This window comes from Deinococcus radiopugnans ATCC 19172, assembly GCF_006335125.1.
GTDB lineage: Bacteria > Deinococcota > Deinococci > Deinococcales > Deinococcaceae > Deinococcus > Deinococcus radiopugnans.
The window spans coordinates 176,860-201,319 of sequence record NZ_VDMO01000002.1 but is presented as its reverse complement, the minus strand read 5'-3'; the positions used below and the strand labels follow the sequence as shown (position 1 = coordinate 201,319).

26 protein-coding genes are annotated in these 24,460 nt (G+C 68.9%); 11 read left to right on the top strand and 15 right to left on the bottom strand.

Annotated features, from left to right (window positions below):
- Positions 1 to 18: 18 nt before the first annotated feature.
- Together FHR04_RS02370 and FHR04_RS02365 are read right to left on the bottom strand one after the other, a co-directional pair.
- Positions 19 to 513: a hypothetical protein gene (locus FHR04_RS02370; RefSeq protein WP_139400499.1), complete on the bottom strand. Its 495-nt coding sequence runs from the start codon at positions 511 to 513 to the stop codon at positions 19 to 21.
- A gap of 192 nt (positions 514 to 705) precedes the next feature.
- On the bottom strand, positions 706 to 1,641 hold the full coding sequence (locus FHR04_RS02365; protein WP_170213819.1) for a quinate 5-dehydrogenase: 936 nt from the start codon (positions 1,639 to 1,641) through the stop codon (positions 706 to 708).
- Between the two features lie 137 nt (positions 1,642 to 1,778).
- On the opposite strand from FHR04_RS02365, the gene panB reads away from it, so the two are divergent.
- Complete coding sequence (gene panB, locus FHR04_RS02360) at positions 1,779 to 2,600, top strand: 3-methyl-2-oxobutanoate hydroxymethyltransferase (protein ID WP_139400497.1); 822 nt, start codon at positions 1,779 to 1,781, stop codon at positions 2,598 to 2,600.
- Between the two features lie 79 nt (positions 2,601 to 2,679).
- Here the strand turns inward: panB and sat are convergent, their stop codons facing one another.
- The 5 genes from sat to FHR04_RS02335 all read right to left on the bottom strand — a co-directional run bounded on the left by sat (position 2,680) and on the right by FHR04_RS02335 (position 7,336).
- Positions 2,680 to 3,834, bottom strand: coding sequence for a sulfate adenylyltransferase (gene sat, locus FHR04_RS02355; protein ID WP_139400495.1), 1,155 nt, complete (start codon positions 3,832 to 3,834; stop codon positions 2,680 to 2,682).
- A gap of 86 nt (positions 3,835 to 3,920) precedes the next feature.
- Positions 3,921 to 4,643, bottom strand: coding sequence for a phosphoadenylyl-sulfate reductase (locus FHR04_RS02350; protein ID WP_139400493.1), 723 nt, complete (start codon positions 4,641 to 4,643; stop codon positions 3,921 to 3,923).
- Complete coding sequence (gene cysC, locus FHR04_RS02345) at positions 4,640 to 5,194, bottom strand: adenylyl-sulfate kinase (RefSeq protein WP_139400491.1); 555 nt, start codon at positions 5,192 to 5,194, stop codon at positions 4,640 to 4,642. Before cysC ends, FHR04_RS02350 begins: the two co-directional genes overlap by 4 nt.
- A complete protein-coding gene (locus FHR04_RS02340; protein WP_139400489.1) occupies positions 5,191 to 6,783 on the bottom strand; it encodes a nitrite/sulfite reductase in 1,593 nt (530 codons plus the stop codon). Before FHR04_RS02340 ends, cysC begins: the two co-directional genes overlap by 4 nt.
- Positions 6,784 to 6,886: 103 nt before the next feature.
- Positions 6,887 to 7,336, bottom strand: coding sequence for a DUF4395 domain-containing protein (locus tag FHR04_RS02335; protein WP_139400487.1), 450 nt, complete (start codon positions 7,334 to 7,336; stop codon positions 6,887 to 6,889).
- A gap of 416 nt (positions 7,337 to 7,752) precedes the next feature.
- Between FHR04_RS02335 and FHR04_RS02330 the strand changes: the two genes are divergently transcribed.
- From FHR04_RS02330 to FHR04_RS02320, 3 genes are all read left to right on the top strand, one after another.
- Positions 7,753 to 8,289, top strand: a complete 537-nt coding sequence (locus tag FHR04_RS02330) for a phosphoribosyltransferase family protein (protein WP_039681989.1) — start codon at positions 7,753 to 7,755, stop codon at positions 8,287 to 8,289.
- A gap of 55 nt (positions 8,290 to 8,344) precedes the next feature.
- Entirely contained in the window at positions 8,345 to 8,893 is a 549-nt protein-coding gene (locus FHR04_RS02325; RefSeq protein WP_039681991.1) for a type I phosphoribosyltransferase, read from the top strand.
- A gap of 66 nt (positions 8,894 to 8,959) precedes the next feature.
- Positions 8,960 to 9,592, top strand: coding sequence for a DedA family protein (locus FHR04_RS02320; protein ID WP_139400485.1), 633 nt, complete (start codon positions 8,960 to 8,962; stop codon positions 9,590 to 9,592).
- Here the strand turns inward: FHR04_RS02320 and FHR04_RS02315 are convergent.
- A complete protein-coding gene (locus tag FHR04_RS02315) occupies positions 9,583 to 10,239 on the bottom strand; it encodes a hypothetical protein (protein WP_249038928.1) in 657 nt (218 codons plus the stop codon). The genes FHR04_RS02320 and FHR04_RS02315 overlap by 10 nt on opposite strands.
- A gap of 30 nt (positions 10,240 to 10,269) precedes the next feature.
- Between FHR04_RS02315 and FHR04_RS02310 the strand changes: the two genes are divergently transcribed.
- On the top strand, positions 10,270 to 11,394 hold the full coding sequence (locus FHR04_RS02310) for an alpha/beta hydrolase family protein (RefSeq protein ID WP_139400483.1): 1,125 nt from the start codon (positions 10,270 to 10,272) through the stop codon (positions 11,392 to 11,394).
- 9 nt (positions 11,395 to 11,403) lie between these two features.
- On the opposite strand, the gene FHR04_RS02305 is transcribed toward FHR04_RS02310, so the two are convergent.
- The 3 genes from FHR04_RS02305 to FHR04_RS02295 all read right to left on the bottom strand — a co-directional run bounded on the left by FHR04_RS02305 (position 11,404) and on the right by FHR04_RS02295 (position 13,808).
- A complete protein-coding gene (locus FHR04_RS02305) occupies positions 11,404 to 11,910 on the bottom strand; it encodes a hypothetical protein (RefSeq protein WP_249038927.1) in 507 nt (168 codons plus the stop codon).
- Positions 11,911 to 12,012: 102 nt separating this feature from the next.
- Complete coding sequence (gene odhB, locus FHR04_RS02300) at positions 12,013 to 13,308, bottom strand: 2-oxoglutarate dehydrogenase complex dihydrolipoyllysine-residue succinyltransferase (RefSeq protein WP_139400482.1); 1,296 nt, start codon at positions 13,306 to 13,308, stop codon at positions 12,013 to 12,015.
- Between the two features lie 74 nt (positions 13,309 to 13,382).
- The gene (locus tag FHR04_RS02295) at positions 13,383 to 13,808 is read right to left on the bottom strand and encodes a DUF1801 domain-containing protein (RefSeq protein ID WP_139400480.1); all 426 of its coding nucleotides are present in this window, start codon (positions 13,806 to 13,808) and stop codon (positions 13,383 to 13,385) included.
- A 103-nt stretch (positions 13,809 to 13,911) separates the two neighbouring features.
- Here FHR04_RS02295 and menC point away from each other — a divergent pair, with 103 nt between their 5' ends.
- The 3 genes from menC to FHR04_RS02280 all read left to right on the top strand — a co-directional run bounded on the left by menC (position 13,912) and on the right by FHR04_RS02280 (position 16,453).
- On the top strand, positions 13,912 to 15,021 hold the full coding sequence (menC, locus tag FHR04_RS02290) for an o-succinylbenzoate synthase (protein ID WP_139400478.1): 1,110 nt from the start codon (positions 13,912 to 13,914) through the stop codon (positions 15,019 to 15,021).
- 65 nt (positions 15,022 to 15,086) lie between these two features.
- The gene (locus FHR04_RS02285; RefSeq protein ID WP_139400699.1) at positions 15,087 to 15,845 is read left to right on the top strand and encodes an acyl-CoA acyltransferase; all 759 of its coding nucleotides are present in this window, start codon (positions 15,087 to 15,089) and stop codon (positions 15,843 to 15,845) included.
- A 71-nt stretch (positions 15,846 to 15,916) separates the two neighbouring features.
- Positions 15,917 to 16,453, top strand: a complete 537-nt coding sequence (locus FHR04_RS02280; protein WP_039681998.1) for a single-stranded DNA-binding protein — start codon at positions 15,917 to 15,919, stop codon at positions 16,451 to 16,453.
- Positions 16,454 to 16,568: 115 nt separating this feature from the next.
- Here FHR04_RS02280 and FHR04_RS02275 read toward each other — a convergent pair whose 3' ends face one another.
- Together FHR04_RS02275 and FHR04_RS02270 are read right to left on the bottom strand one after the other, a co-directional pair.
- Positions 16,569 to 17,597 carry a PIN/TRAM domain-containing protein gene (locus tag FHR04_RS02275; protein ID WP_039682000.1) on the bottom strand — a complete coding sequence of 343 codons (1,029 nt, stop codon included), beginning with the start codon at positions 17,595 to 17,597 and terminating at the stop codon, positions 16,569 to 16,571.
- Positions 17,598 to 17,693: 96 nt separating this feature from the next.
- On the bottom strand, positions 17,694 to 19,061 hold the full coding sequence (locus tag FHR04_RS02270) for an MFS transporter (RefSeq protein ID WP_139400476.1): 1,368 nt from the start codon (positions 19,059 to 19,061) through the stop codon (positions 17,694 to 17,696).
- 222 nt (positions 19,062 to 19,283) lie between these two features.
- On the opposite strand from FHR04_RS02270, the gene FHR04_RS02265 reads away from it, so the two are divergent.
- On the top strand, positions 19,284 to 20,186 hold the full coding sequence (locus tag FHR04_RS02265) for an EamA family transporter (RefSeq protein ID WP_039686441.1): 903 nt from the start codon (positions 19,284 to 19,286) through the stop codon (positions 20,184 to 20,186).
- Here FHR04_RS02265 and FHR04_RS02260 read toward each other — a convergent pair.
- The gene (locus FHR04_RS02260; protein WP_139400474.1) at positions 20,149 to 20,967 is read right to left on the bottom strand and encodes a hypothetical protein; all 819 of its coding nucleotides are present in this window, start codon (positions 20,965 to 20,967) and stop codon (positions 20,149 to 20,151) included. The genes FHR04_RS02265 and FHR04_RS02260 overlap by 38 nt on opposite strands.
- On the bottom strand, positions 20,964 to 21,791 hold the full coding sequence (locus FHR04_RS02255) for an ABC transporter permease family protein (protein ID WP_139400472.1): 828 nt from the start codon (positions 21,789 to 21,791) through the stop codon (positions 20,964 to 20,966). The genes FHR04_RS02260 and FHR04_RS02255 overlap by 4 nt, the downstream gene beginning before the upstream one ends.
- A gap of 65 nt (positions 21,792 to 21,856) precedes the next feature.
- On the opposite strand from FHR04_RS02255, the gene FHR04_RS02250 reads away from it, so the two are divergent.
- Positions 21,857 to 22,678, top strand: a complete 822-nt coding sequence (locus FHR04_RS02250; protein WP_139400470.1) for a histidinol-phosphatase HisJ family protein — start codon at positions 21,857 to 21,859, stop codon at positions 22,676 to 22,678.
- A 57-nt stretch (positions 22,679 to 22,735) separates the two neighbouring features.
- The gene (locus FHR04_RS02245) at positions 22,736 to 24,457 is read left to right on the top strand and encodes a DNA polymerase/3'-5' exonuclease PolX (protein WP_139400468.1); all 1,722 of its coding nucleotides are present in this window, start codon (positions 22,736 to 22,738) and stop codon (positions 24,455 to 24,457) included.
- Positions 24,458 to 24,460 lie beyond the last annotated feature (3 nt).

Below are 24,460 nucleotides of genomic sequence, written 5' to 3'. Positions count from 1 at the left end.
GGGGCGAGTGTACAGGGGCTAGGGCGCGGCGGTGCTGAAGACGTACAGCACCTGAATGTCCCCGTTGGCCTGCCGCGTGGTCTGAACGTCCAGGCCCTGGCCGTCACGCATGAGTGTGGCGCGGGCGCTGCTGGCACTCGGGAAGCTGCGCGTCCCGATGTCGAAGCCCTGCAACTGCAACTGGTTGGTGGCGAAGGCCAGGGCGCTGCGGGCGTCCAGGCCTTTCGGCAGCCGGTAGGTCAGCAGCGCGGCTCTCTTCGCCGCGTCGTAACGGGTGCCCAGCACGCTGGCCCCCGCCGGAACGCCCACGCGCAGGCCCGGGCCATCGTCCTGCAGACTGGCGCTGGAGAGGCCGCCCGCGTAGATGCCCCAGCCCAGCCCGGAGGTGGTGCCGCTCAGCAGCGGTTTGGGCGGCTCGGCAGGCGTCGTCTGCGCCGCGGCAGAGCTGGCAGGCAGCGCCAGAACGGCGGCCAGCAGCGCCGCTCTCCACCTCAACCCCTCACCTTTGGTCATGTCTGCCATCCTAGCCGCAAAGCCCAGGCATCCCAAACAGGCATCCCAAACCGAATCCACTCCTCCGGCCAGTTCACCGCAAAAGGCAACCGAGGGCCGCCCCCACCCACAACGCCAGCTCTGCTTTGCCGCTTTACACCTCCTCCGATCCCTTTTGGGATGGGGGTGGGGCCACAAGCTGGAGCCTCCGGCCTAAAGCTCGTTGACTTCCGGTTTAAAGCCCACCTCGCGGATGTAGCGCAGGTACTCGTCCTCGCCAAGCGCCTCCTTCTTGCCGCTCATGGCGACGAAACACGCCTCCAGCACGTTGGTGGCGAAGTTGCGGCTGCCCATGCGCGGCGTCGTGGTGATCAGCCGCGCCACCCCGTGCTCCTTCATCCAGTCGCGGTCTGCGCCCGTGATGGTCTGCGTGAGGATGGTCTTGCCCTCCAGACTTTTGGGCGCGTAGCGCTTGGCGTAGTGGGTGTCCCCGGCAATCACGTCGGCCCAGGCGTAGTATTTGGTTCCCTTGCCCTCAACGCTGCTTTCCTGCTTTGCGCCCGTGGGGTAAAACCAGTCCTGCGGCAGCTTGGTGATCACGGGCAACACGACTCGGGCCACGTTCCGCAAGGCTCCCAGCGAGCGCAGTGGACGGTCGGTGCCCAGCCCGAACACCACGTCCCCGAACACGATGTCTGCGCCGTGCTGGGCCAGGGCCTCGGCCATGCCGAACCGGTCCACGGCCGAGACCATCAGCACCTTCTGGGTGCGCCAGTTCAGCAACGGGTCGAGTTGGGCAATCGCGTCGCGCTCCAGCGTGTTTTTCAGGCCGCTGCCGTCCAGCACGGGGGTTTTCCTGGCGTTCGCCACCAGTTTCCTGACGTTGCCGAACTGGTAGCGTTTGCCGTCCGCGATCACGTACAGGTCCGCGCCGCCCAACCCGAAGGCGTCGATGCGTCCGTCCAGCGCTCCGAACAGCCCGGCGGCTTTCTTCGCGTCGCCGTCGGTGCCGATGCGCTCCAGGACAAACGGCTGGCCCAGCAGCGTGACCGCCTCGCGGGCGTTGCCCCGGCTGCTGCCCAGGCTGACGCTGACCACATGCTTGTGGCCGGGGGGGGCCGGGGTCCAGCCGCTCAGAATGTCACTCATGAAGGCCATTGTAGGCGCGTGAACGGAGGAGGGTCCTCAAAAGCGGCCGGGGCGAACAGCGCGGTCTCTATGCAGGGGCCCCGGGCCGGCAGGCGCGGACCCCACGCCCGCCGCGCCGCCCTGCTACCCTGCCCCGTATGAAGCGCAGCCTTCCCGAACTCCAGCACTCGCCCCAGCCGCTGGTGATGGTCACCGCCTACGACTACCCCGGCGGACGCCACGCCGAGGCCGCCGGGGTAGACCTGATCCTGGTGGGCGACTCCCTGGGCAACGTGGTGCTGGGCTACGACTCCACCGCCCCGGTCACGCTGGCCGACATGATCCACCACGCCCGCGCCGTGCGCCGGGGAGCGCCAGAGACATTCATGGTGGTGGATCTGCCCTTCGGCACGTACCACACCGGGGTGCAGGACGCCATGCGCAACGCCGTGCGTGTGATTCAGGAGACGGGGGCCGACGCGATCAAGATGGAGGGGGCCTCGCCCGAGATCCTGGGCGTGGTGCAGACGCTGACCCGCAACGGCATCCCCGTGATGGGCCACGTGGGCCTGATGCCCCAGACCGCCACCGCGCAGGGCGGCCTGAAGGTGCAGGGCAAGGACGACGCCAGCGCCCGCGCCACCCTGGAAGGCGCGCAGGCCCTGGAGGCGGCGGGGGCCTTTGCCCTGGTGCTGGAGGTCATTCCCGCCCGTCTCGCCCGGTTGATCAGCGAGAAGCTGAGTATTCCCACCATCGGCATCGGCGCAGGCGTGGGCTGCGACGGACAGGTGCTGGTCACCCACGATCTGCTGGGCGTCTACGAGGGCGAGGAAAAGAAGATCGCCCGACGCTACGCCGAGGTGGGCCAGATTTCTCGCGAGGCGATTGAAAAGTACGCCGCCGAGGTGCGTGCCCGCGAATTTCCGGCGAAGGACAACAGCTTCGTGATGAAAGACGAGGTGCTGGACAAGCTGTATTGAAGGGTCTAACCGTCAAACGGTCTAAAGGTGAAACTGCAAAAAGCTCTGGCCGTCAGACCTTTAGACGATTCGACTGTTTTTAGCTGTCCTGATACGCCCGCCGCAGCACCTCGGCCACCTCCGGGCGCGAGAATTCAGCGGGCAGGTTCTCGCCGTTTCTCAGCTTCTCGCGCACCTTCGTGCCACTCAGCACGAGGTGATGCGACGCGTCGTGCGGGCAGGTGCGGGGGCTGACCAGCTGGGCGCAGGACTGGCAGTAGAAGGTATGCTCGAACTTCAGGATGCGGATGCCCAGTTCCTCGGCGGTGAATTCGTTGAAGATTTCCTGCGCGGCGTAGGTGCCGTAGTAGCTGCCCACGCCCGCGTGATCGCGCCCCACGATGAAATGGGTGGCCCCGTAGTTGCGCCGCGACAGCGCGTGCGTGATCGCCTCGCGCGGCCCGGCGTAGCGCATGGCGGCGGGGTACACGCTCAGCAGGGTGCGGGGGGCGGGGTAGTAGCGCGAGAGCAGCACCTCGTAGGCCTCCACCCGCACGTCGGCCGGCACGTCGTCGCCCTTGGTGGTGCCCACCAGCGGGTGCAGCAGCAGGCCGTCCACCAGTTCCAGCGCGACTTTATGCAGGTACTCGTGCGCGCGGTGGATCGGGTTGCGGGTCTGGAACGCCACCGTGGTGCGCCAGCCGCGCGCCTCGATGGCGGCGCGAACCTCGGCGGGGGTGCGGTGGTGCTGGGGGAAGGTTCCACGCGGCACCTCAAACAGCGTGACCGGCCCGGCCAGATTGATCTCGCCCCCCGCGTACAGCGCCGCCACGCCGGGATGGGCCGCTTCCTCGGTGCGGTAGACCTCGCGGGCTTCCCACAGTTTGCGGGCCTCGAACTGCTCCTGAACGTCGATCAATCCCACCGCCGCGCCGTCACGGGTCAGCACGACGCGGCCCCGCAGCTCACGGGCCTCGGCGCGGCCCACCGGCAGGGTGATGGGCAGGCTCCAGGGCGTACCGTCGGCCAGGCGCAGGTGCTCGATCACGTTCAGATAGTCGGCCTCGACCAGAAAACCGGTCAGCGGCGAGTACGCGCCCGTCGCCAGCAGTTCCAGATCGGCGGCGCTGCGTTCGGACAGTTCCAGCCGGGGCAGCCCGCGCAGTTCAGCCTCGGGGACGCGGCTCACCTGATGGATCAGCGTGCCGCCCAGCGGCGTGGGAAGGCCAGTGACGGGATGGGGAAGGGTGGGCATGGGGGTCTCCTTCGGAGGTCTAAAAGTTAAGGGGTCTCACCGCAAAAGATGTGCATCGTGCTGATGTTTCGCGGTTGGGCGGCCCGTCAGAGCTGGCCTTCACCGGCCCATAGGCCGCATTCAGTCTTGCCCTGCCCGGCCCAGCGTCCGGCGCGGGCGTCCTCGCCGGGGCGCACGGCGCGGGTGCAGGGCCAGCAGCCCACCGACAGAAAGCCGTCGGCGTACAGCGGATTGACCGGCAAGTCGTGCGCGGCGGCGTAGGCTTCCAGCTCCTGGCGCGTCCACTCGGCCAGCGGGTTGATCTTGATTCTGGCTCCACCCTCTTCCACAAACGGAATCTCGGCGCGGGTGGCGGCCTGATCGCGGCTGCGGGCATTCAGCAGCGCGGAGGGATTTTTATGGCGCAGGTATTCCTGAAGCGGCGCCACCTTGCGGGCCGCGCAGCAGGCATCGGGGTCTGCCGCGTACAGTTCCGGCGGGGTGCGTCCGTCTTCCGGCGACGCCCCCGCGTTCAGCGTCACGAATTCCAGTTCGGCATACCGCGCCGCCAGCCGATCCCGCGTCTGCAGGGTTTCGGCGAAGTGGTAGCCGGTGTCCACGAACACCACCTGCCCCCGGTAGCCCGCCCGCACCGCCAGATCGATCAGCACGACGCCGTTCAGGTTGAAGGCGCTGGGCATCAGCACGTTGGGATGGGCGGCGATGGCCCATCGGATCAGGTCAAGGGTTTTGACCTCCCGCGCCTGCGGTGTGCAAGGGATGGAGAGAAGAGGCGGTTCGGTGGCGAACCTCTCCGCGCCCGCCGTCATCTTTCCCCCAGTGCCCGCAGCAACTCCCGCACCCCGTCCTCCACGCTGATCTGATCGGTTCGCAGGTGCAGGTCTGGCGTCTGGGGGGCCTCGTAGGGATCGCTGACCCCGGTGAAGTGCTGGATCTCTCCAGCGATGGCCTTGAGATACAGCCCTTTCACGTCGCGCGCCGTGACCACCGCCAACGGCGCGTCCACGAAGACTTCCAGCGTGTTCGGCAGGGCGGCCAGCACCTCGCGGCGGGTCTCGGCATAGGGGCTGATGGCGCTGACCAGCACGGTCACGCCGTGTTTGGCGAGCAGGCCCGCCACGAAGGCGATGCGCCGAACATTTGTGTCGCGATCCTGGCGCGAGAAGCCCAGGCCCCTGCAGAGATTCTCGCGCACGGCGTCGCCGTCCAGCAGCTCCACCGCCACGCCGCGCGCCATCAATTCGGTGTGCAGCGCGGCGGCCAGCGTGCTCTTGCCCGCCCCGCTGAGGCCGGTGAACCACACCACGCGTCCCGTCTTCACCCCTTCGGCGGAGGGCTGGCGCTCCAGCGTGGCGGTCATGCGCCCACCAGCTCGCGCTCTTCCAATCCGGCGTCTTGTGCGGCCAGCACGGTGTCGGGCAGGAAGCGCTCGTTGCCCATGCGATCCGCGTATTCCACGAAGCTTTCGCCCTCGGTCTTGTGCGCCTTGAAATCGCTCAGCACCCTATCGGTGTATTCGGTCAGGCGGGTGGCCGGGACGATGCCCTTGAGCTTGCTGCCCGTCCGCTGCGCCTGCCCGATGCTGCCGGCCAGATGCACGTTGTAGACCTCTTCTTCGCCGCCCTCTTTCAGTTGGCGCAGCGCCCCCATAAAGCCCAGATCGGCCACCTGATAGCGGGTGCAGGCGTTGCTGCAGCCGGTCAGGTTGATCACGAACGGCACGTCCAGATCGCTGTGCAAGGGTTCGAGGGTGTCGATCATGTCCGCCACGCGCGCCTTGGTCTCGGTCTGGGCCAGGCGGCAGAACTGCGTGCCGGTGCAGGCGATGGTGGTGCCGCGCAGGGTGGCCCTGGGGGCGAGGTCCAGCGTCTGCAGCTCGGCCACCAGCGCGTCCACATCCTCGGTTCGCACATGCGGGATCATCATGTTCTGGAAGGCGGTGGTGCGCACCACGCTCTTGCCGTAGCGCTCGCTCAGATCGGCCAGCGCCCGCGCTTTGGCCGGATCGATGCGTCCGACGGTGGTGGTCAGCACCACGTAGTTCAGACCGTCGTGCTGCGGGTTGACACCCAGCACGTCGCTGCCGCCAAAGCGGGCCACCGGGGCCGGGGGGCCGTCGCGCAGTGGGCGGCCCAGATACTCGGTCTCCACAATGGCGCGGAACTGTTCCACGCCCAGGTCTTTAATCAGGTACTTCAGGCGGGCTTTCTTGCGGTTGACGCGGTACCCATGATCGCGGTAAGCCCCGGCAATCGCGCGGCCCACCTCCACCACCTCGTCCGGGCGGATGAAGACGCCCAGCCGCCGTGCCAGGTGTGCCACCGCGCCCAGGCCGCCGCCCACCCACACGTCGAAGCCCACCTCGCCGCCCACCCGGTGCGCCAGGAAGCCGATGTCGTTGACCAGATGGATGCCCTCCAGCTCGGGCGTGCCGGTCAGGCTGATCTTGAATTTGCGCGGCAGATCCTGAAAATCGTTGTTGCCGCTCAGGGTGCCTTCCATGGCGCGGGCCAGCGGGCGCACGTCGATCACCTCACGGGCGTCCAGCCCGGCCAGCGGCGAGGCGATCACGGCGCGCACGGTGTCGCCGCAGGCCCCGCGCGTGTGCAGGCCCACGGTGTCCAGCCGCTCCAGAATCGCCGGAATATCCCCGATCCGCAGCCAGTGGAACTGGAACGCCTGCCGGTCGGTCACGTCCAGCAGCCCGCGTCCGTAGTCCTCGGCGATGCCTGCCACCACGCGCAGGGCAGCGCTGCTCAGCTCGGCGGTGGGCACCTTGACGCGCATCATCAGGAAGCCGTCCTCCTGTGGGCGCTGCGGGTAGACCCCGGCCCACTTCAGCAGATCGACCTTCTCCGGGTCAATCGCTCCGGCGGCGGCGTACTGCGGAATCAGGTCGAAGATCTGGAACGGCGGCAGCTCTTTTTTCAGGGTTTCGATGTTGGACATGGGGAAAACCTCGGCGGTGGGGAAGAGGATGAAGCGCAACGACGAGAGATGCGGACTTCAGGTGTGAAATCCGGGCTGAGACCAACTGGGGAATTGAAGGGTTCTAGCGGCTCAGGACGGCGTAGCGCAGGCGGCGGTACTGGAAGTACAGCAGGCAGCCCACACAGATCTTCTGGCTCAGGTTCAGACCTGCCAGGGCGATCACGGCCAGTCCCAGCCCCAGGCCCAGCAGCGGCAGCCCCGCCAGTCCGCTCAGACCAGAGGCCAGCAGGAACACGCCGCCCACACCCTGCGCGAAGTGGTGGGCGCGGGGGTCTTCAGCGACGACTTCGGGCCTCAGCCCCAGCCGCCGCCCAGACATTCGGTACGCGGCCCGCAGCGGCGAGAGCTCAGGCCGAATGGCCCCCAGCAGCATGGCGGCGCCCAGGATCAGCGTCAGCGCGCTCAGGCCGGACATCAGCGCCAGCACGGTCACGCCGATCACGGCGTACTGGTTGAATTTCAGGGCGCTCAGGTCTGTAGATGCCGAGGGAACGGATGCGGTGGCAATCATCGACCAGAAAGGTAATCTTTTATTGATGATAAAACAAGTCAACTATTGCCGGGTGAACTAGACGGGGCGAAGGCAGGCGCCCGTCGGGTCGCGGGCCTGACCACGAAGGCGGGCGCTTTCAGGCTCAGCAGGCCACCCTGTGGCAGGCCCTTTCAGATCAGGGCCATCAGCGCGTCTGGTTGCGCTGTATCCGGTCGGTCCACTGTCCGTTCCAGGCTCTCGCCGCCGAGCGTGCGGTTCGTCGGCAATTCGTGCAGTCGGTTGGCGTGGTGGAGCGGTTGTCCAGGATTGCCGCTTTCAGTCAAGCCGTCTGCCTCTCCCTGCGGCGCGGGTGTTCTTTTGATGGTGACGGTGCCGCTCGTCTGGACCTGTGGCGTCTGGACCTGCGGGGGCCTGCGGGCATTACACTCGGTCCCGTGAAGACGCACACCGTACAGGTCGGGGACGTGACCCGTGAACTGCCCATCGTGGAGGTCGCCCCGGGCGTCAACGTGGCGCTGTTCAACATGCTGGGCGACACCGAGGTCACCGAGGCGGCGGGCAAGGCCCTGGCCCGGCTGATGCCGGAGGACATCGACGTGCTGGTCACGCCGGAGGTCAAGGCGCTCTCGCTGGCGCACGTCATCAGCCGCGAGACCGGCAAGCCGTACATCGTGATTCGCAAGACGCAAAAACCCTACATGGTGGACCCGGTGGCGCGCGAGGTGGTCAGCATCACCACTGGCATTCCGCAACTGCTGGTGCTGGACGGCTTCGACGTGCCCAAAGTCAGGGGCCGCAAGGTGGCCATCGTGGACGACGTGGTGTCCAGCGGCGGCACCCTGCACTCGCTGCGCCAGATCATCGACGAGGTGGGCGGCGAGGTGGCCGCCGTGCTGGCGGTGTTCACCGAGGGCGAGGAGCGCGACGAGGTCACGGCGCTGGACCATCTGCCTCTGTTTCCCTCGTCCTGACCGCTGGCCCGGCGCTGGGGCCTGCGCGGACGCCCCGGCGGGCTAAGCTGGGGGCATGACCCAGGCCAACCCGGAAGTGACCGTGAAGATCGGCGGCGTGACCCGCACCCTGCCCAGCGCGCGTGCTGGCAGCATGGGCCGCGTGCCGCTGGTGGAGTTCATCGGCGACAGCGAATTCACCCGCGCGGTGGCCCGCGAGATGCTGGTGATGATCCCCGAAGGCACCGAGGTGTTGCTGACGGTGGTGACCAACGCCCTGCCGCTGGCCCACGAGTTGAGCCACGTGAGCGGCCTGCCCTACGAGTGCGTGCGCAAGAAGCGCCGCCCGTACATGCAAGACCCGATCATTCAGGACGCCCCCAGCATGACCCTGGGCGTGGCCGAGACCTTCTGGCTGGACAGTCCGCACGCCGCCCGCCTGAAGGGCAAGCAGGTGGCCATCGTGCAGGACGTGATTTCCAGCGGCGGCACCGCCCAGACCCTGGCCCGGATCGTCGAACGCTCGGGCGGCACCGTCAGCGGGTATCTGGCCGCCTTCCGGCAGGGCGAGAGCGCCCTGAGCCTGCCCTTCAAGTATCTGGAAAAGCTGCCCGCCCACATCTGAGCGTCTGCCTGTGCCCGACTTTCGGCTGACGCCCCGCTGACCCGTCGCCCCTAGCCTGGGCGGCAGATGGTGGAGTGGATTCAAACCCTGATGGACAGCCTGGGCTACCCCGGTATCGTGCTGCTGATGGTGCTGGAAAACGTGTTTCCGCCGCTGCCCAGCGAGCTGATCCTGCCCTCGGCGGGCTTCGCGGCCTCGCGCGGCGAGCTGAGTCTGGTGGGCGTGGTGCTGGCCGGAACGCTGGGCAGCGTCGTGGGCACCCTGCCGCTGTATTTCATCGGGCGGGTGTTCAGCGAGGAGCGGCTGGTGGCCTGGGCCGACCGGCATGGCCGGTGGCTGGCCCTGAGCGGCGACGACATCCACAGGGCCGACGACTGGTTTGACCGCCACGGCCCGAAGGCGGTGCTGTTCGGGCGCATGGTGCCGGGCGTCCGCAGCCTGCTCAGCCTGCCGGCGGGCATGAGCGAGATGCCGCTGCCCACCTTCGTGCTGTACAGCGCGATTGGCTCGGCGCTGTGGGCCAGCGTGCTGGCGGGTGCCGGGTACCTGCTGGGCGACCATTACGAGCGGGTGGGCGAGTACATCGGCCCCGCCTCCACCGTGATCGTGGGCGGCCTGCTGGTGGCCGCCGCCGTGTGGGTCATCCGGCGCAGGCGGCAGGCCGGGAAGCGGGCGGACGGGAGCCAGACTCAGGGCTGAGCGTCCGCGTGATCGCGGCACAGGAACGTGCCCAGCAGATACGGGTCACCGTCCTCCCGCCTGAGGTACGGCGTGAGCAGGGCCATCAGACTACGCTGCAGCGTGCGGGCCTCTTCCGGCGTGGCGCGGATCAGGTTCCAGCCGGACAGCAGCAGCGGCGCGCCCTCCTCCAGGGGATCCCAGAGGTGGCCGTCTGGCGTGGCGATCTCGTAGTACGTCTCGCCGGACGGCAGCAGGCCGGTCAGGGTGCCCCACTCCGGGGAAAAGTCATGCCGCACCGAGGCCGCCAGGTTGCGCTCGAAGCGCTGGAGATGGGCCAGACGGTTGCGCTCGCCGATCTGCTCCAGCCCGAGGACATGAAAGGGCACGAAAAAGGCGGCGGGGGCGCGGTAGTACCGGACGGCCCGCCCGGCCCGCTGCTCCTGGCGGGTCTCCTGAATCAGGCCCAGCGCCCGAAAACGGGTCACGAGTTTGTAGGTGGCCGTGACCCCCAGATCGAGCATGCGGGCCGCCCCCGACACGCAGGCCTCGCGGCCCATGAACGGGGCGAGGCGGCGCAGTTCGTCGCGGCTGGTGATCACCTCGGCCTGCCGCCGATTCGTGACCACCGTGAAGGGGGCGTGGCTGCTTCCCGCGGGGGCTTTCATGGGAAGCAGCCTACCTTCTAGCCTGGGGGCATGAAACGCCTTCTGATGCTCGCCGCCCTCACGCTGGGTTCCCTGGGACTGGCCGGAGGTACTGAGCCCGGCCCGCTCACCCAGGCCCTGACCCTCGATTTTGGCGGGCAGCCCACCCGCGCCGAGTTGTTGCGGCCCGCCGGAACCACGCCCGCGCCGCTGGTGCTGCTTGTTCAGGGCACCGGCCCCGAAGACCTGAACGGCAGTTTTCAGTCTTACGGCGGGCTGGTGCAGGGCTCGCTGGGCACGCTGGCGCAGACGCTGGCCCGTCAGGGCTTCGCGGTGATGCGCTTCGACAAGCGTTACGCGGCGGCCACCTTTGACCCGAAGACCGCGCAGGTTGCACAGGAAAGCTATGCGAAGTTGACCCTGCAAGACCTGCTGGCCGACGCGAAGACGGCCCTGGAGACGGCGAAAAAGCAGCCAGGCATCGACGCGGAACAGGTCTTGATCTACGGCTGGAGCGAGGGCAGCGTGGTGGCGGCGGCGCTGGCGCAGGCGGCGGGCGCCCAGGGCTTGATCGTGCAGGGGCCGGTGGTCCGGCCCTTCGCCGACGCCTTCGCGCACCAGTTCGAGCGGGTGGGCCTGAAGTACTTGGAGCCCTACGCCCCAGACGGCCAGATCGATCTTAAAGGGGTGGTGGCCTCGCTCTACGGCCCCGGCTCAGCGTTGGCGAGAACGCAGGGGCAGTTCCTGCTGGCCCCCGACAGCACGCCGCAGGTGCCCAGGCTCAGCACCGTGCTGGACACCAACGGGGACGGCCAGATTGACCTGCGCGGCGAAGCGTTGCCGATGGTGCAGGCCTTCTTCACCCAGAGCGTCGCGCAGTCGCCGCTGTACGCCCCCGCCACCACACTGCCCACGCTGGGCGAACTGGCCCCGAAGCTCAAGATGCCAGTCCTGATCTTGCAGGGCGAGAACGACGGCAACATCGATCCTGCCGATGCCCGAGAGCTGGATGCGGCGCTGGCCGCTGCGGGCAACACCGAGCACACCCTCAAGCTGTACCCCGGCCTGGGCCACAGCCTCGGCCCGGCGGCGGACATAACAAAGGACGAGTTTGCCCCGATGGCGGGCGGCCCCATGAACGACATGGCGGCGTGGCTGCGGGCGCACACGCGCTGAGAGGCCGCTTCAGCTCGCCGCTGTCAGCGCCACGTCCTCGCGCCATAGGCACAGGGCCGCCACCGCGAGGATCACGGCCAGCGGCAGCGGCACCTCGCCCAGTTCCATCCGGAAGTCGGTGCCGCTGCTGTACCCGCCAAAGCGTCCGCGCACCTCGCCCGCGTAGTGGCGCAGGTGGACATCCAGACCGTCAGTAAACCGCCCGTAGCGGCCTGCCGCGCCGTCCGGTGTGAAGTCCAGGCGTGCGTCTATGCCGTCCACGCCGCCCAGATGCAGGTGCAGCTCTCCGGCCAGCACGTCGGCCCGCAGGTCAAAACCGCGCGTGAAGCCGCCCACCCGGCCCGCCAGCCCGTCCGCCGTCAGCCCCACCACGACGTCCTGTCCCGCCGTGAAGCTGCCGACGCGCCCGCTCAGGCGCTGGCCGTCCCAGGTGCCCTGAAGATTCAGGCCCTCGCTCAGGGTGCCCAGGCGTCCGCGTAATGCTGTCTGTAGGGCTGTCTCCGGCATGACCGTCATGGCACCAGCTTAGGCGCACGGACCTTTCAAGGGCCTGACGGAACCCAATAGCAAGCGGCGGCCTCCCTCATGTAAAAGGAAAGGCCGCCGCGCCGCAACGGTTTACAGCTCCAGCAGCATGCGGGCCGGGTCTTCAAGCAGGTTCTTGATCATCACCAGGAACAGCACGGCTTCCTTGCCGTCGATGATGCGGTGGTCATACGACAGGGCCAGGTACATCATCGGCGCAATGACCACCTGCCCGTTCTGCGCGATGGGCCGCTCGATGATGTTGTGCATGCCCAGAATGGCGCTCTGCGGGGCATTGATGATCGGGGTGCTCATCATGCTGCCAAAAGTCCCGCCGTTGGTGATCGAGAAGGTGCCGCCGCTCATGTCCTCCATGGTCAGCTTGCCGCTGCGGGCCTTGCCGGCGTAGGCCGCGATCTCCTTTTCAATCGTCGCCAGGCCCATGCTGTCGGTGTCGCGCAGGATCGGCACCACCAGACCCCGGTCACTGGCGACCGCGATCCCGATGTCGTAGAAGCCGTGGTACACGATGTCCTTGCCGTCGATGCTGGCGTTGACCAGCGGGAAGGCCTTGAGGGCCTCGGTGGCGGCGCGCACGAACAGGCTCATGAAGCCCAGCTTGACGCCGTGCTTGGCGACAAACTGATCCTGGTACTTCTTGCGCAGATCCATGCTGGGCTGCATGTTGACCTCATTGAAGGTGGTCAGCAGCGCCGCCGTGTTCTGCACGTCCTTGAGGCGCTCGGCGATGCGGGCGCGGATGCGGGTCATGGGCACGCGCTGCTCGGTGCGCGGGCCGCTGGGAATGGTGGCAGAAGGTGCGGGCTGGGCAGGCTTGGCGCTGGGTGTGCTGGCCGGAGCCGCCGCTTTCTGCGGTCCCTGGTCCGTGCCGCCCCCCTGCGCCGCCACCACCGCGTCCTGCTTGGTGATGTTGCCGCGCGGGCCGGTGGCCGGAATCTGAGTGGAATCCAGATTGTTCTCGGCCACCACCTTGCGGACGGCGGGGGAGAGGTCTTCACGGCGCTCTGCGGCAGGCTGATTGCCGGTGCTGTCCGGCTGGACGGCGGTGCCGCCCGCGCTCTTCTCGTCGGGGATGGGGCCGCTGGTTTCCTCTTCAGTGGCCTTCGCGGCCGGGGCTGCGGCAGGCGCGCTGCCCGCGTCGCCCATCACGCCCAGCACTTCCTCGCTGAGCACCGTGTCGCCCTCGTTCTTGGCAACGCTTTGCAGCACGCCGTCGGCCTGCGCCGTGACCTCCAGCACCACCTTGTCGGTCTCGATCTCGGCCAGCACGTCACCGCGCTTGACGGCCTCGCCGGGTTGCTTGTGCCAGGTGAGCAGCGTGCCCTCGCTGACCGATTCGGAAAAAACTGGAACTTTAATGTCCGCCATAGTGTCTGTAGTTATACCGCGTCTGTGCTGTTTGCCGCCCGGCGGCTGTGACTGATGTGGGAACGGTGGGGTGTTCAGGTTGTGGTTCTCTTCGGAGGCTTCGGTTTTCCGGCGCTGTTGAGGGCCACCGCCTGCCCAATCAGGGTTCTGAAGGCCGACTCGTCTACCTCCTGACCCTCATGAATGTCGATGGCACGGCGGGTGTTGCCCTCCAAGCTGGCATTGAAGAGCTGGGCCGGATCGTCCAGAGATGCGCCCTTCGCAAAGGTCAGCTTGACAGCCCCTTTGTACGTTTCGCCCGTGCAGAGGATGCCGTCGTGCTCCCAGACCGGCGTGCCGCCCCACTTCCACGTCTCGGTCACGTCCGGGTCTGCTTCCAGGATCAGCCGCCGCATCCGCCCCAGGGTTTCGCCGCGCCAGTCGCCCAGGGCGGCGATTTTATCGGAGATTAGGTCAGAGGCCGACTGTTCTGCTGCCTGCGCTGCGTCCGGGTTCTGCATGATGTCTCCTGGAACGTGGGAGGAGCGGCGAGCCGTCCCGCTGTCCTGACTGTCGTGGCCTGTTTTGCACCCCATTCTAGGCCCAGCCCCCATACTGTGGGGCATGCTGCGAATAGAAGCCGCCGAGATCATGGTTGTCCGCCTGCCACTGAAATTCCGCTTCGAGACCAGCTTTGGTGTCCAGACCGCCCGCACGGTGCCGCTGCTGGTGCTGCACGGCGACGGTGTGCAGGGCCTGTCGGAAGGCACCATGGAAGTCGCCCCGATGTACCGCGAGGAGACGCTGGCCGGGGCGTTGGATCTGCTGCGGAATGTGTTCCTGCCGCGCATCCTGGGCAAGACCTTTGCCAACCCGGAGGAGTTGAACGACGCGCTGGGCGCGTTCCGGGGCAACAGGATGGCCCGCGCGATGGTGGAAATGGCCGCGTGGGACTTGTGGGCGCGCATGCTGAACGTGCCGCTGGGTACCCTGCTGGGCGGGCGCAAGACCCAGGTGGAGGTGGGCGTCAGCCTGGGCATTCAGGCCGATGAGGCCGCCACGGTGGACGCCGTGCGCCGCCACGTCGAGCAGGGTTACCGCCGCATCAAGCTCAAGATCAAGCCGGGCTGGGACGTCCAGCCGGTGCGCGCCACCCGCGAGGCGTTTCCCGATATCCGCCTGACGGTGGACGCCAACAGCGCCTACACGCTGGCCGACTCGGTGCGCCTGCGGGCGCTGGACGAGTACAAGATGACCTACATCGAGCAGCCGCTGGCCTGGGACGATCTGGTGGATCATGCCACGCTGCAAACCCGCCTCCAGACCCCGCTGTGCCTGGACGAGAGCATCGCCAGCGCGGCAGACGCCCGCAAAGCATTGGCGATTGGCGCGGGCGGCGTGATCAACCTCAAGGTGGCCCGCGTGGGCGGTCTGGCCGAGGCCCGGCGCGTGCACGACGTGGCGCAGGCGTTCGGCGCCCCGGTGTGGTGCGGCGGCATGCTGGAAGGGGGCGTGGGCCGCGCGCACAACATCCACCTGTCCACCCTGCCGAACTTCACGCTGCCCGGTGATACATCAAGCGCCAGCCGCTACTGGGAAACGGACATCATCAACGAGCCGCTGGAAGCCGTGGACGGCCTGATGCCGGTTCCCGAAGGCCCGGGCATCGGCGTGACCCTCAACCGCGACTTTATCGAGAGCGTGGCCGAGCTGACGGAGGAACACCGCCCTTGAGCGCGGTTCCCGCCTCGCTGCCGCTGCGGCCCTACGTGATCCGCGACGTGACCGATCCGTGGGCCATGCGTGGGCTGGAAGGGGTGCAGGTGGATGCCTGGGGCTACCCCGACCGCGAGGTGCTGCCCAGCAGCATGTTCCGCATCAGCTCGGTGTGCGGCGGCGTGGTGCTGGGCGCGTACGCGGCCCCCTCGCCTGGCGTGCCGGACGACGCGCGGCCCCCTCCTTTCGGGCTGGCCTACGGCTTTCCGGCGCTGCGGAACGGGCAGCTGTGGCACCACTCGCACCTGCTGGCGGTTCACCCGGACTGGCGCGGCAGCGGGCTGGCGGTGGCCCTCAAACACGCGCAGCGGGAGCGGGTGCTGGCGCAGGGTCTCACGCGCATGACCTGGACTTTCGATCCGCTGATCGCCCGCAACGCCCGCCTGAACCTGGGCAAGCTGGGCGCGCGGGCCGTGTCCTACCACGCCGACTGGTACGCGCTGGGCGACGATCCGGCCACTGCCTTTCCCGCCGACCGCCTGATGATCGAGTGGGATCTGACCCGTCCCAGCGAGGCCCACCCGCCCCCTGCCCCCGACGGCGAGGTGGCCCTGAGCGCCGTGCCGGAGGGCGAGGAGCCGGACGCGCCGAGGCTGAAGCTGGACAGCCCGCAGGTGCTGGCCGAAGTGCCGCGCAAGGCCGAGCTGATGAACGAGCCGCTGCGCCTGCTGTGGCGGCTGGCGCTGCGCGCGGTGCTGGGCGAATACCTGGGGCGCGGCTACGTCGTCACGGATCTGGCTGCCGACGGCGAGCGGGTGTACTACGTGCTGACCCGGACATGAGGTCAATCCTCCACCCCAGTTGACACCTGTCGTCTCAGGCTGTGTTATGTTATTTACGTAAGGAGGTTTGGATGTTACACATTGAATTCGTCACCGATCTGGGCGCGACCGTCACCGTGGACGTGGAGAGCGCCGACAAGCTGCTGGACGTGCAGCGTCAATACGGTCGGCTGGGCTGGACCAGCGGGACCGTGCCGAGTGGCGGCTACCAGTTCCCGCTGGAGAATGAACCAGATTTCGACTGGTCTTTAATCGGGGCCAGAAAGTGGACGAACCCCGAGGGTGAGGAAATGGTCATCCACAAGGGACTGGCCTACCGTCGCCGCGAGCTGGAGGCCGTGGACAGCCGCAAGATGAAGCTGCCCGCCGCCGTCAAGTACAGCCGGGGCGCACGCGGCACCGATCCCGAACACGTCCGCGAGAAGGCCGACGGCGAGTTCGAGTACGTGACGCTGGCCATTTTCCGGGGCGGCAAGCGGCAGGACCGTTATGCCATTCCGGGCGGACGCCCTTCCCAGCAGGCCGCCCGCCCTGCCGCAGCTCGGCCTCAGCCGGTGGCCGCTCGCCCCGCCCCCGTGGCGGTGCAGGAGGAAGAGACACCATTCTGAACTGAGTCGGCACCCTATTGAGCGCCCTGATCACGAACTCCTGCTGAGAGGAGGCGTGACCAGGGCGCTCAACCTTGCCGGCATTCCAGGCAGACGGCCTTCTGGTTGTGCGGTCCTACGCCACTTCCCCTTCCCGCTCCAGCCGGGCGAAGATCATGCGGCCCACGTTGGTCTGCACGTTGTTGACCACCTGCACGCGGGCCTGCTTGCCGCGCAGTTTCAGGCCGTCTTCCACCACGACCATCGTGCCGTCTTCCAAGTAGCCGACGCCCTGGCCGGACTGCTGCCCGCCCTTGGTGATGGTCACGGCCAGCAGGTCGCCGGCCTGCACCTGCGGCTTGAGGGCCACCGCCGCCTCGTTGATGCTCAGGACCGTGACGTCGTGCAGCTTGGCGATCTTGCCCAGGTTGCCGTCGTTGGTCACGATCTGGCCGCCGGTCTCGCGGGCCAGCCGGATCAGCTTGTCGTCCACCGTCTTCAGCGCCGCGTCGTCCCAGTCCTCGATGCGGATGGGCCGCAGTTCACGCAACTCTTCGAGCAGGCCCAGGCCGCGTTTGCCCCGGACGCGCTTCTGGGCGTCGCCGCTGTCCGACAGCAGTTGCAGCTCGCGCAGGATGAAGCCCGGCACCACCAGTTCGCCTTCCAGAAATCCGGCGCGCACCAGTTCCAGGATGCGCCCGTCGATGATCACGTTGCTGTCCAGCAGCTTGCTGCCGTTGCGGCGGCGCACCTGCGGAAAGGCCAGCATCCCGAAGGCCTCGGCGTGGCCCGCCGCGAAATTCACGAAGAACACCGCCAGGATCACCGTCACCAGCAGGCTCCAGAACCAGTTGTAAAAGGGCAGGCTCTGCAGCAGGCTGCTCAGCAGCACGCTTAGCAGCAGGGCCACGATCAGGCCGAAGGTGGCCGCCGCCACCGTGCGCGGCGACAGGCCGGCGTACCAGCGCGAGAAGCGGGTCACGCTGCCGGTCAGCAGACGCTCGGCGCGCGGCGCGAGCAGCAGCGCGATCAGACTGCCGGCCAGCATCAGGCTCAGGGTATTGACCCGGCTCAGGTCTGTGGGCTGCGCCGAGGCCAGCGCCTCCCCGGCCAGCCAGCCCAGCAGCAACCCCACCAACATGACGAACAGACGAACAGCCAGCACGCCCCATAGTGTAGCGGTTGCTGGACTGTGAAACGGGAAAAGAACGGGATTGCAGGGGGGGATGGGTCCGGCAGACACAACCCGGCCCGGCTGCCCTCAGTCGGCGCCCTGTGCCGTCACCTTCGGGCCGTCCTCCACCCGCCGCAGCGCCGGATTGAACAGTTGCGCCGCCGCCACCCCGGCCAGCAGCAGGCCGGCGGCGACGGCCACGCTCCCGCCCGCGTATCGCGCGGCCAGCAGCCCGGCCAGCGCGGTGCTCAGGGGCGAGGTGAACTGCGCGATCAGCCGCCGCACGCTGAACACCCGGCCCTGCATGGCGGGCGGCACCTGCGACTGCCAGATGCTCTGAGAGTGCGCGTTCATGGCCGGCGTGGTCAGGCCCAGGATCAGCAGCGCGGCGCAGGCCCCCAGCACCGTGGCGCTGAACCCGAAGGCGGCCAGCGCCAGCCCGGACACGATCATCGGCACCAGCACGCCCAGCACCCGCTGGTGTTTCAGGCCGCCCCACACGCTGATGAACACGCCGCCCAGCACGCCGCCGACGCTCTGGGTCACCGTCAGCGTGGCCAGTGCCGCCGTCAGTGAACTGCCCCGCGCCTGCCAGTCGGCGGCCAGCCCGAACTTGGCGATCAGCGGCTCCAGCACGCCCAGGCCGCTGCCGCACAGGTTGGCGACGGCGAAGGTCAGCAGCAGCGCCAGCAGGGGCCGCCGGCTGCCGATGAATTTCCAGCCGAAGGCCATATCTTCCCTGAACGAGCGCGGCTGACTGCGGTCCGTGACCTCTTGCGGCGACGGCACCGACAGGCGCGACAGCACCGCGGCCGCCAGCACGAAGCTCAGGCCGTCCACCGCGTAGGCGAACGGCACGCCATTTTGCAGGCCCGAGAGCCAGACGGGCAGGGCGTCAGACTTGCGCAGCAGGGCCGGTACGCCGATCAGCAGGGCGGCCAGCGCCGGTCCCACCAGCCCGGCCAGGCTCCAGATGGTCTGCATCATGCCGTTGGCGCGGGGCAGGCGCTCACGCGGCACCAGCGTGGTGTAGCTGGCGTCGAAGGCCGAACCGTGGAAGGTGGACACCAGGCCCATCAGGCCGGCGGTCAACACCAGCGCCCACAGCGGCGCGGCGGGCAGCAGCAGCAGGCCCAGCACGCTGAAGGTCAGCGCCGCGCCCAGCAGGTCCGCGCCCAGCATGATCCGGCGGCGGTCATGGCGGTCTGTCCAGGTGCCGGCCAGCGGCGCGCTGAGGGTGGCGGCCAGCCCCCAGGCCAGCGCCGTGGCCGACAGCGCCAGCGCCAGTTGCGGCTTTTGCTCGGCCAGCGGAAAACGCGTGACCGTCAGGTAGATGTTGAAGGCAAAGCCCGCCACCGCCGAGCCCAGCACGCTCAGGGCCTGCGAACTCCACAGCCACACGAAGGTGCGCCAGCCGTCCGGAGCGGGTGGGGCAGGGTGGGTGGAAGACGTCATCGAATCTCAATTTACGGCGCTGCGGGGCCGGGGAAAATACGCCATCTGGCGGGGTGGGCACCGTTTTGCGGGCTTTCGCTACAGGAGGGGTCCGGGGCCAGGGCAGCGCCGGCTGCATCCCGCATCCAGGGACGCCGACCCCCGTTCCAGGATTACACTCCGGGGCGTGATGTCCCAGTGACGGTGGCCGCCCCCTCCCACGCCGCGAATGGAAACCAGCCTCTGGGCACGCGCGGACTGCTGCTGGCCCTGATGATCACGCTGATCTGGGGCCTGAACTTCGTGGTGATCAAGTGGTCCGTGGAGGGCGCCCCGCCGCTGCTGGTGGCCGCCCTGCGCTTCGCGGTGGCGGCGGTTCCGGCGGTGTTTTTTGTCAGGAGGCCGGCCGTGCCTGCCCGCATCCTGTGGGGCTACGGGCTGGCGGTGGGCGTGGTGCAGTTCGGGCTGCTGTACCTGGCGATTGCGCTGGGCCTGAACGCTGGCCTGGCCTCGCTGTTGATGCAGATTCAGGCGTTCTTCACGGCGCTGCTGGCCGCCGCCTTTCTGCGCGAGCGCATTCAGCCGTGGCAGGTGGCGGGCATCGCGCTGGCCTTCGCGGGCATGGCGACCATCGGGCTGCTGTCGGGCGGGCAGGTCAGCGTGCTGGGCCTGGGCCTGACGCTGGTGGCGGCGCTGGGTTGGGCGGTCAGCAACCTGCTGGTGCGGGCGGCCGGCGGCGCCAATGTCTTCTCGCTGGTGGTCTGGAGCAGCCTGATCGCGCCCGTCCCGCTGACGCTGCTGTCGGGTGTGGTGAGCGGCTGGGACGCGGTGGCGCACACGCTGCTGCACGGCGGCTGGGAGCTGTGGGCCGCCGTGCTGTACATGGGGCTGGGGAACACGGTGCTGGGCTTCGGCGTGTGGTCCCTGCTGATCCAGCGCCACGGGGCCGGGCGCGTCGCGCCGCTCTCCCTGCTGGTGCCGGTCTTTGGTCTGGTCTCCAGCGCCCTTCTGTACCACGAGGTCTTTCCGCCGGGCAAGGTGGCGGGCGCGGCGCTGATCGCCGTAGGGCTGCTGCTGCACGTCTTCGGACGGCGCGTCTGGCCCACGTCTAGCCGCGCGGCGCGGCCCGCCGGGCCACATCCTTGAGGGCCAGGGTCAGCGCGATGAGCAGCAGGACCGGCCACACCAGCTGTTCTGGGGTGTCCAGCCAGGTCCAGCGAAAGAAGCTGATCAGTTGCCCCAGGTCGGCGTTCAGCGGCAGCGCCAGAAGGTCTGGCGTGCGGTCATAGCTGTCGGTAAAGCCCACGCTCAGCACGGGTTGATCGTGGAACCCCAGCGCGCCCAGTTCCATCAGCCACACGAACACGCTGCTCAGGACGGTGGCGAGGACGGCGGGCAGGCCAGGGCGCAGGTGCGGCCACAGGTGCCGGATCAGCAGGTGACGCGGCGCGGCGCCCAGCGCCAGCGCCCCCTCCACGAACGGTTCGCGCAGCACCGCCGCGCCGCGCACGGCCACCAGCCGGGCCGTCAGCAGGCACACGCCCAGCGCCAGCACAGGCCGGAAGGCGTCCCGGCCCAGCAGCAGCACCAGGGCCAGCAGCACCATCACCTCGCCGGGCAGCGTGAGGCGGGGGCGCCACGCCAGCCACAGGCCCAGGGCCAGCCCCGGCAGCACACCCAGCGCCAGCACGCTCAGCGAGACCAGCAGCGAGCGCGCCAGCCCGCGCCGCAGCAGGCACACGGCGTCGCGGCCTGCCCGGTCGGTGCCCAGCGGGGCCAGCGGATGGCCCACCCGCAGCGGCGGTATCAGCAGTTCCGGCGCGGCGCCTGCCTGGACGCTCGGCCCCTGAATGACCGGGCGCAGCGGGCATTCGGTGCGTGGGGCCAGCAGCGCCAGCAGCAGCAGAGGCAGCAGCAGCCACCTCATGCGTCCGCCTCGGCCCCGGACGCTCCGGCGCGCGGGCGCGGATCGAGGCGGGCGGCCAACGCGCGTCCGATTCCCGCAAACAGCAGCGCCAGTCCCAGCAGGGCCGCCAGCGACGCCGAGAGGGACTGCGCCCCGAAGGGCTGACCGTCCGCGCCCGCGAACGTGCCCTGCAGGGCCACGTAGACCTCGTTGCCCACGCCGGGAAACTGCAGCAGCCCCTCGATCACCGACAGCGAGAGGGCCAGCCCCAGCGCGTCTCCGGCCAGCCCCGCCGCCCGTTCGGGCAGGGCCACACGGGCGGCCCGTCGCTGCACGGCGCGCTCCGGCAGTCCCATCGCGCGGGCCACGCGGCTGTGATCGGCGCTCAGGGCCTCTCCGGTGGCGTGTTGCGTGGCCAGTGCGGCGCGGGCGGCGGTGGGCAGGGCCAGCGCGGTCACGATCAGCGCCAGCATCAGCGGGGACCACGCGGTCAGCGGAAAGTCCCAGCCCCGCGGCACGGTCACGGCCAGACCCGCCCCCACGCCGGCCACCAGCAGCAGAAAGGACGGCAGCCCCTCCAGCACCCACAGCGCGGGCCGCGCCACCCGGCCCAGCAGCGCGGCCAGGACCCAGGCCAGTGCCAGTCCGCCCAGCAGGTACGTGCCGCTCAGCAGGGCCAGCGGCAGCGTCTGGACCAGCACGTCTGGCCTGAGAATGCCCAGCAGTTGGGCCGGATACGCCGCCAACCGCGCAGGCAGGGGAATCTGCCGCTGCAGCCCCACCAGCAGGGCGGCGTGGAGCAGCAGGAACGACGCCAGCAGGCCCAGCGGGCGGTGGCTCAACACGGTTGCCCTTCTGACCCGGCCATCAGCACGGCCTTCAGTATGAACGGCTCCGCTACCCTGGTTCCATGCCCCCCCGTCCCTCCGGCCTCTATGACTGCCACCTGCACACCCCGCTGTGCGGCCACGCCACGGGCGCGCCGCGCGAGTACGCCCAGGCCGCCCTGGACGCGGGTCTGGCGGGGCTGTGCTTCACCGATCACGCCCCGATGCCCGCGTGGTACGACGCGCCGTGGCGGATGCGTCTGGACCAGCTTCAGGAGTACGTGGACGGGGTCCGTGCCGTGCAGGCCGAATTCGCCGGGCGTCTGGACGTCAGGCTGGGGCTGGAGGCCGATTTTCACCCCGGCACCGAGCGCTTTGTCGAAGGGCTGCTGACCGCCCATGACTGGGACTACGTGATCGGCAGCGTGCACTACCTGGGCGCGTGGGGCTTCGACAATCCCGAGTTCGTGGACGAGTACGGGGCGCGCGATCTGGGCGGCCTGTACACCGACTATTACGCGTTGATTGGGGGCGCGGCCCGCTCCGGCCTGTTCGACAGCATCGGCCACCTGGACCTGCCCAAGAAATTCGGCCACCGGGACCCCGGCGGCGCGGCGGCCCTGCGGGCGCTGGACGCGGTGGCGGAGGCGGGCCTGAGCCTCGATTTCAACACGGCAGGCTGGCGCAAGCCGGTGGCCGAGGCGTACCCCGCGCCGGACCTGGTGGCCGAGGCGGTGAACCGCGGCATTGGGTTCGTGCTGGGCAGCGACGCGCATCAGCCGCAGGAGGTGGGTTTCCGGTTCGCGGACGCGGCGGCCCTGCTTGAGGGCATGGGCGCTAGGGTCGTGACATATGCGCGGCGGGTGCGGCTGGTAGGCGACGCCGCGCCCGGCCCACAGCCCTGAGCTCCAACCTTCCTGCCCCTTCCAATCCTTGAAGCTTCTCCTACACGAGGTTTTTTCATGTCCACTGCTCCTGATCTGACCCGCAAATCCCTGGTTCACGCCCTGAACTCCACCGCCGACCTGCTGGACCTGCTGGGCGAGGAAGCCTTCCGCGCCCAGGCGTACCGCAGCGCCGCCCGCAGTCTGGAAGGGCTGGAGGCCGACGTTCCTGAACTGGCGGCCAGCAGCTTCGCGGGAATCCCGAAGGTGGGCAAGACCATTGCCGCAGAACTGGTTGCGTACCTGCACACCGGCACCTTCGGGCCGCTGGAAGACGCGGCCAGCCAGATTCCCCCCAGCGTGCTGGGGCTGTTCCGCGTGCGTGGGCTGGGGCCGAAGAAGATCCGCGCCCTGTGGGACGCCGGCTTCGACTCGCTGGAACGGCTGCGCGAGGGCGCGCAGAACGGCGGGGTGGCTGGGACCAAGGGGTTTGGGGCCAAAAGTGCGGCCACCATTCTGGAGGCGGTGGACTTCGCGCTGGCCTCGCAGGAACGCCAGAGCCTCAGCACCGGCCTGGACATCTCGGAGGCGCTGGCGGCGCGGCTGAAAGATCTGGACGGGCGCATCTCCGGCGACGCGCGGCGCGGCCTGGACACCGTGCGGGTGGCCCGCGTGACGGTCACGGGCACGGCGCAGGAGGTGACGGCGCGGCTCTCGGGCGTGGTGGAAGATCTGAAGGGCGTCGAGAAAAAGCCGGTGCTGGCGGGCCGGGTGGACGGCGTGCCGGTGGAAATCGCCTACGCAGACGCGGACGCACGCGGCGCGCTGGACCTGATGATGGGCGGCAGTACGGCTTACCGCGAGGAACTGCGGGCCGAGGCCAGGGCGCGCGGCTTCGATCTGAGCGGGCGTGGCCTGAAAAAGGATGGCGTCCTGATCCCCACTCCCACCGAACAGGATGTGACCGACGCCCTGGGCCTGCCGCTGCGTCCCGCCGAGTACCGCGAGCCGGAGCACGACGGGCTCTGGCAGACGTTGCCGCCGCCGGAACAGCTGATCACGGTGGGCGACCTGCGCGGCCTGCTGCACACCCACTCGGTCTGGTCCGACGGCGCGGCGACGGTGCGCGAGATGGTGGAGGCGGCGGTGGGGCTGGGGAATGGCCAGGGTGGCCACTATCTGGGCACCGGGGACCACTCGCGCGCCGCCCACTACGCCAATGGCCTGAGCATCGAGCGTCTGCGCGACTACATTGCCGAAATCCGGGCCTTGCAGGCCGAGGGGCTGCCCGTGCTGGCCGGCGCCGAGGTGGACATTCTGGACGACGGCTCGCTGGACTACCCGGACGAGGAACTGCTGGCGCTGGATTACGTCGTCGCCAGCGTCCACAGCCTGTTCACGCTGGACCCGGCGCGGCAGACCGAGCGGCTGGTGCGGGCCGCGTCGCACCCGCTGATCACGGTGCTGGGCCACCCCACGGGCCGCCTGCTGCTGCGCCGCCCCGGCTACGCGCTGGATCTGGAAGCGGTGCTGGCGGCGTGCGAGCAGAACGGCACGGTGGTAGAGATCAACGCCAACGCCGCCCGCCTGGACCTCGACTGGCGCGACGCCCTGCGCTGGCGCGAGCGACTGACCTTCGCCATCAACACCGACGCCCACGTGCCCGGCGGGCTGGCCGACACCCGCTTTGGGGTGGCGGTGGCGCGCAAGGCGGGACTGCGCCCCGAGCAGGTCATCAACACGCTGGATCAGCCCGAGTTCCTGAACTTCGTGGCGCGGCAGCGGGCAGCGCGGGGCTAGTTT

Coding starts and splice junctions, on each gene's coding strand:
- odhB (WP_139400482.1), bottom strand. CDS start 13,308: ATGGCGGACATTAAAGTTCCAGTTTTTTCCGAATCGGTCAGCGAGGGC.
- FHR04_RS02365 (WP_170213819.1), bottom strand. CDS start 1,641: ATGAGTGACATTCTGAGCGGCTGGACCCCGGCCCCCCCCGGCCACAAG.
- FHR04_RS02310 (WP_139400483.1), top strand. CDS start 10,270: ATGAAACGCCTTCTGATGCTCGCCGCCCTCACGCTGGGTTCCCTGGGA.
- FHR04_RS02350 (WP_139400493.1), bottom strand. CDS start 4,643: ATGACGGCGGGCGCGGAGAGGTTCGCCACCGAACCGCCTCTTCTCTCC.
- FHR04_RS02295 (WP_139400480.1), bottom strand. CDS start 13,808: ATGCAGAACCCGGACGCAGCGCAGGCAGCAGAACAGTCGGCCTCTGAC.
- FHR04_RS02335 (WP_139400487.1), bottom strand. CDS start 7,336: ATGATTGCCACCGCATCCGTTCCCTCGGCATCTACAGACCTGAGCGCC.
- cysC (WP_139400491.1), bottom strand. CDS start 5,194: ATGACCGCCACGCTGGAGCGCCAGCCCTCCGCCGAAGGGGTGAAGACG.
- FHR04_RS02285 (WP_139400699.1), top strand. CDS start 15,087: ATGCGTGGGCTGGAAGGGGTGCAGGTGGATGCCTGGGGCTACCCCGAC.
- FHR04_RS02370 (WP_139400499.1), bottom strand. CDS start 513: ATGACCAAAGGTGAGGGGTTGAGGTGGAGAGCGGCGCTGCTGGCCGCC.
- menC (WP_139400478.1), top strand. CDS start 13,912: ATGCTGCGAATAGAAGCCGCCGAGATCATGGTTGTCCGCCTGCCACTG.
- FHR04_RS02305 (WP_249038927.1), bottom strand. CDS start 11,910: ATGACGGTCATGCCGGAGACAGCCCTACAGACAGCATTACGCGGACGC.
- sat (WP_139400495.1), bottom strand. CDS start 3,834: ATGCCCACCCTTCCCCATCCCGTCACTGGCCTTCCCACGCCGCTGGGC.
- panB (WP_139400497.1), top strand. CDS start 1,779: ATGAAGCGCAGCCTTCCCGAACTCCAGCACTCGCCCCAGCCGCTGGTG.
- FHR04_RS02325 (WP_039681991.1), top strand. CDS start 8,345: ATGACCCAGGCCAACCCGGAAGTGACCGTGAAGATCGGCGGCGTGACC.
- FHR04_RS02260 (WP_139400474.1), bottom strand. CDS start 20,967: ATGAGGTGGCTGCTGCTGCCTCTGCTGCTGCTGGCGCTGCTGGCCCCA.
- FHR04_RS02320 (WP_139400485.1), top strand. CDS start 8,960: ATGGTGGAGTGGATTCAAACCCTGATGGACAGCCTGGGCTACCCCGGT.
- FHR04_RS02245 (WP_139400468.1), top strand. CDS start 22,736: ATGTCCACTGCTCCTGATCTGACCCGCAAATCCCTGGTTCACGCCCTG.
- FHR04_RS02250 (WP_139400470.1), top strand. CDS start 21,857: ATGCCCCCCCGTCCCTCCGGCCTCTATGACTGCCACCTGCACACCCCG.
- FHR04_RS02315 (WP_249038928.1), bottom strand. CDS start 10,239: ATGAAAGCCCCCGCGGGAAGCAGCCACGCCCCCTTCACGGTGGTCACG.
- FHR04_RS02340 (WP_139400489.1), bottom strand. CDS start 6,783: ATGTCCAACATCGAAACCCTGAAAAAAGAGCTGCCGCCGTTCCAGATC.
- FHR04_RS02270 (WP_139400476.1), bottom strand. CDS start 19,061: ATGACGTCTTCCACCCACCCTGCCCCACCCGCTCCGGACGGCTGGCGC.
- FHR04_RS02280 (WP_039681998.1), top strand. CDS start 15,917: ATGTTACACATTGAATTCGTCACCGATCTGGGCGCGACCGTCACCGTG.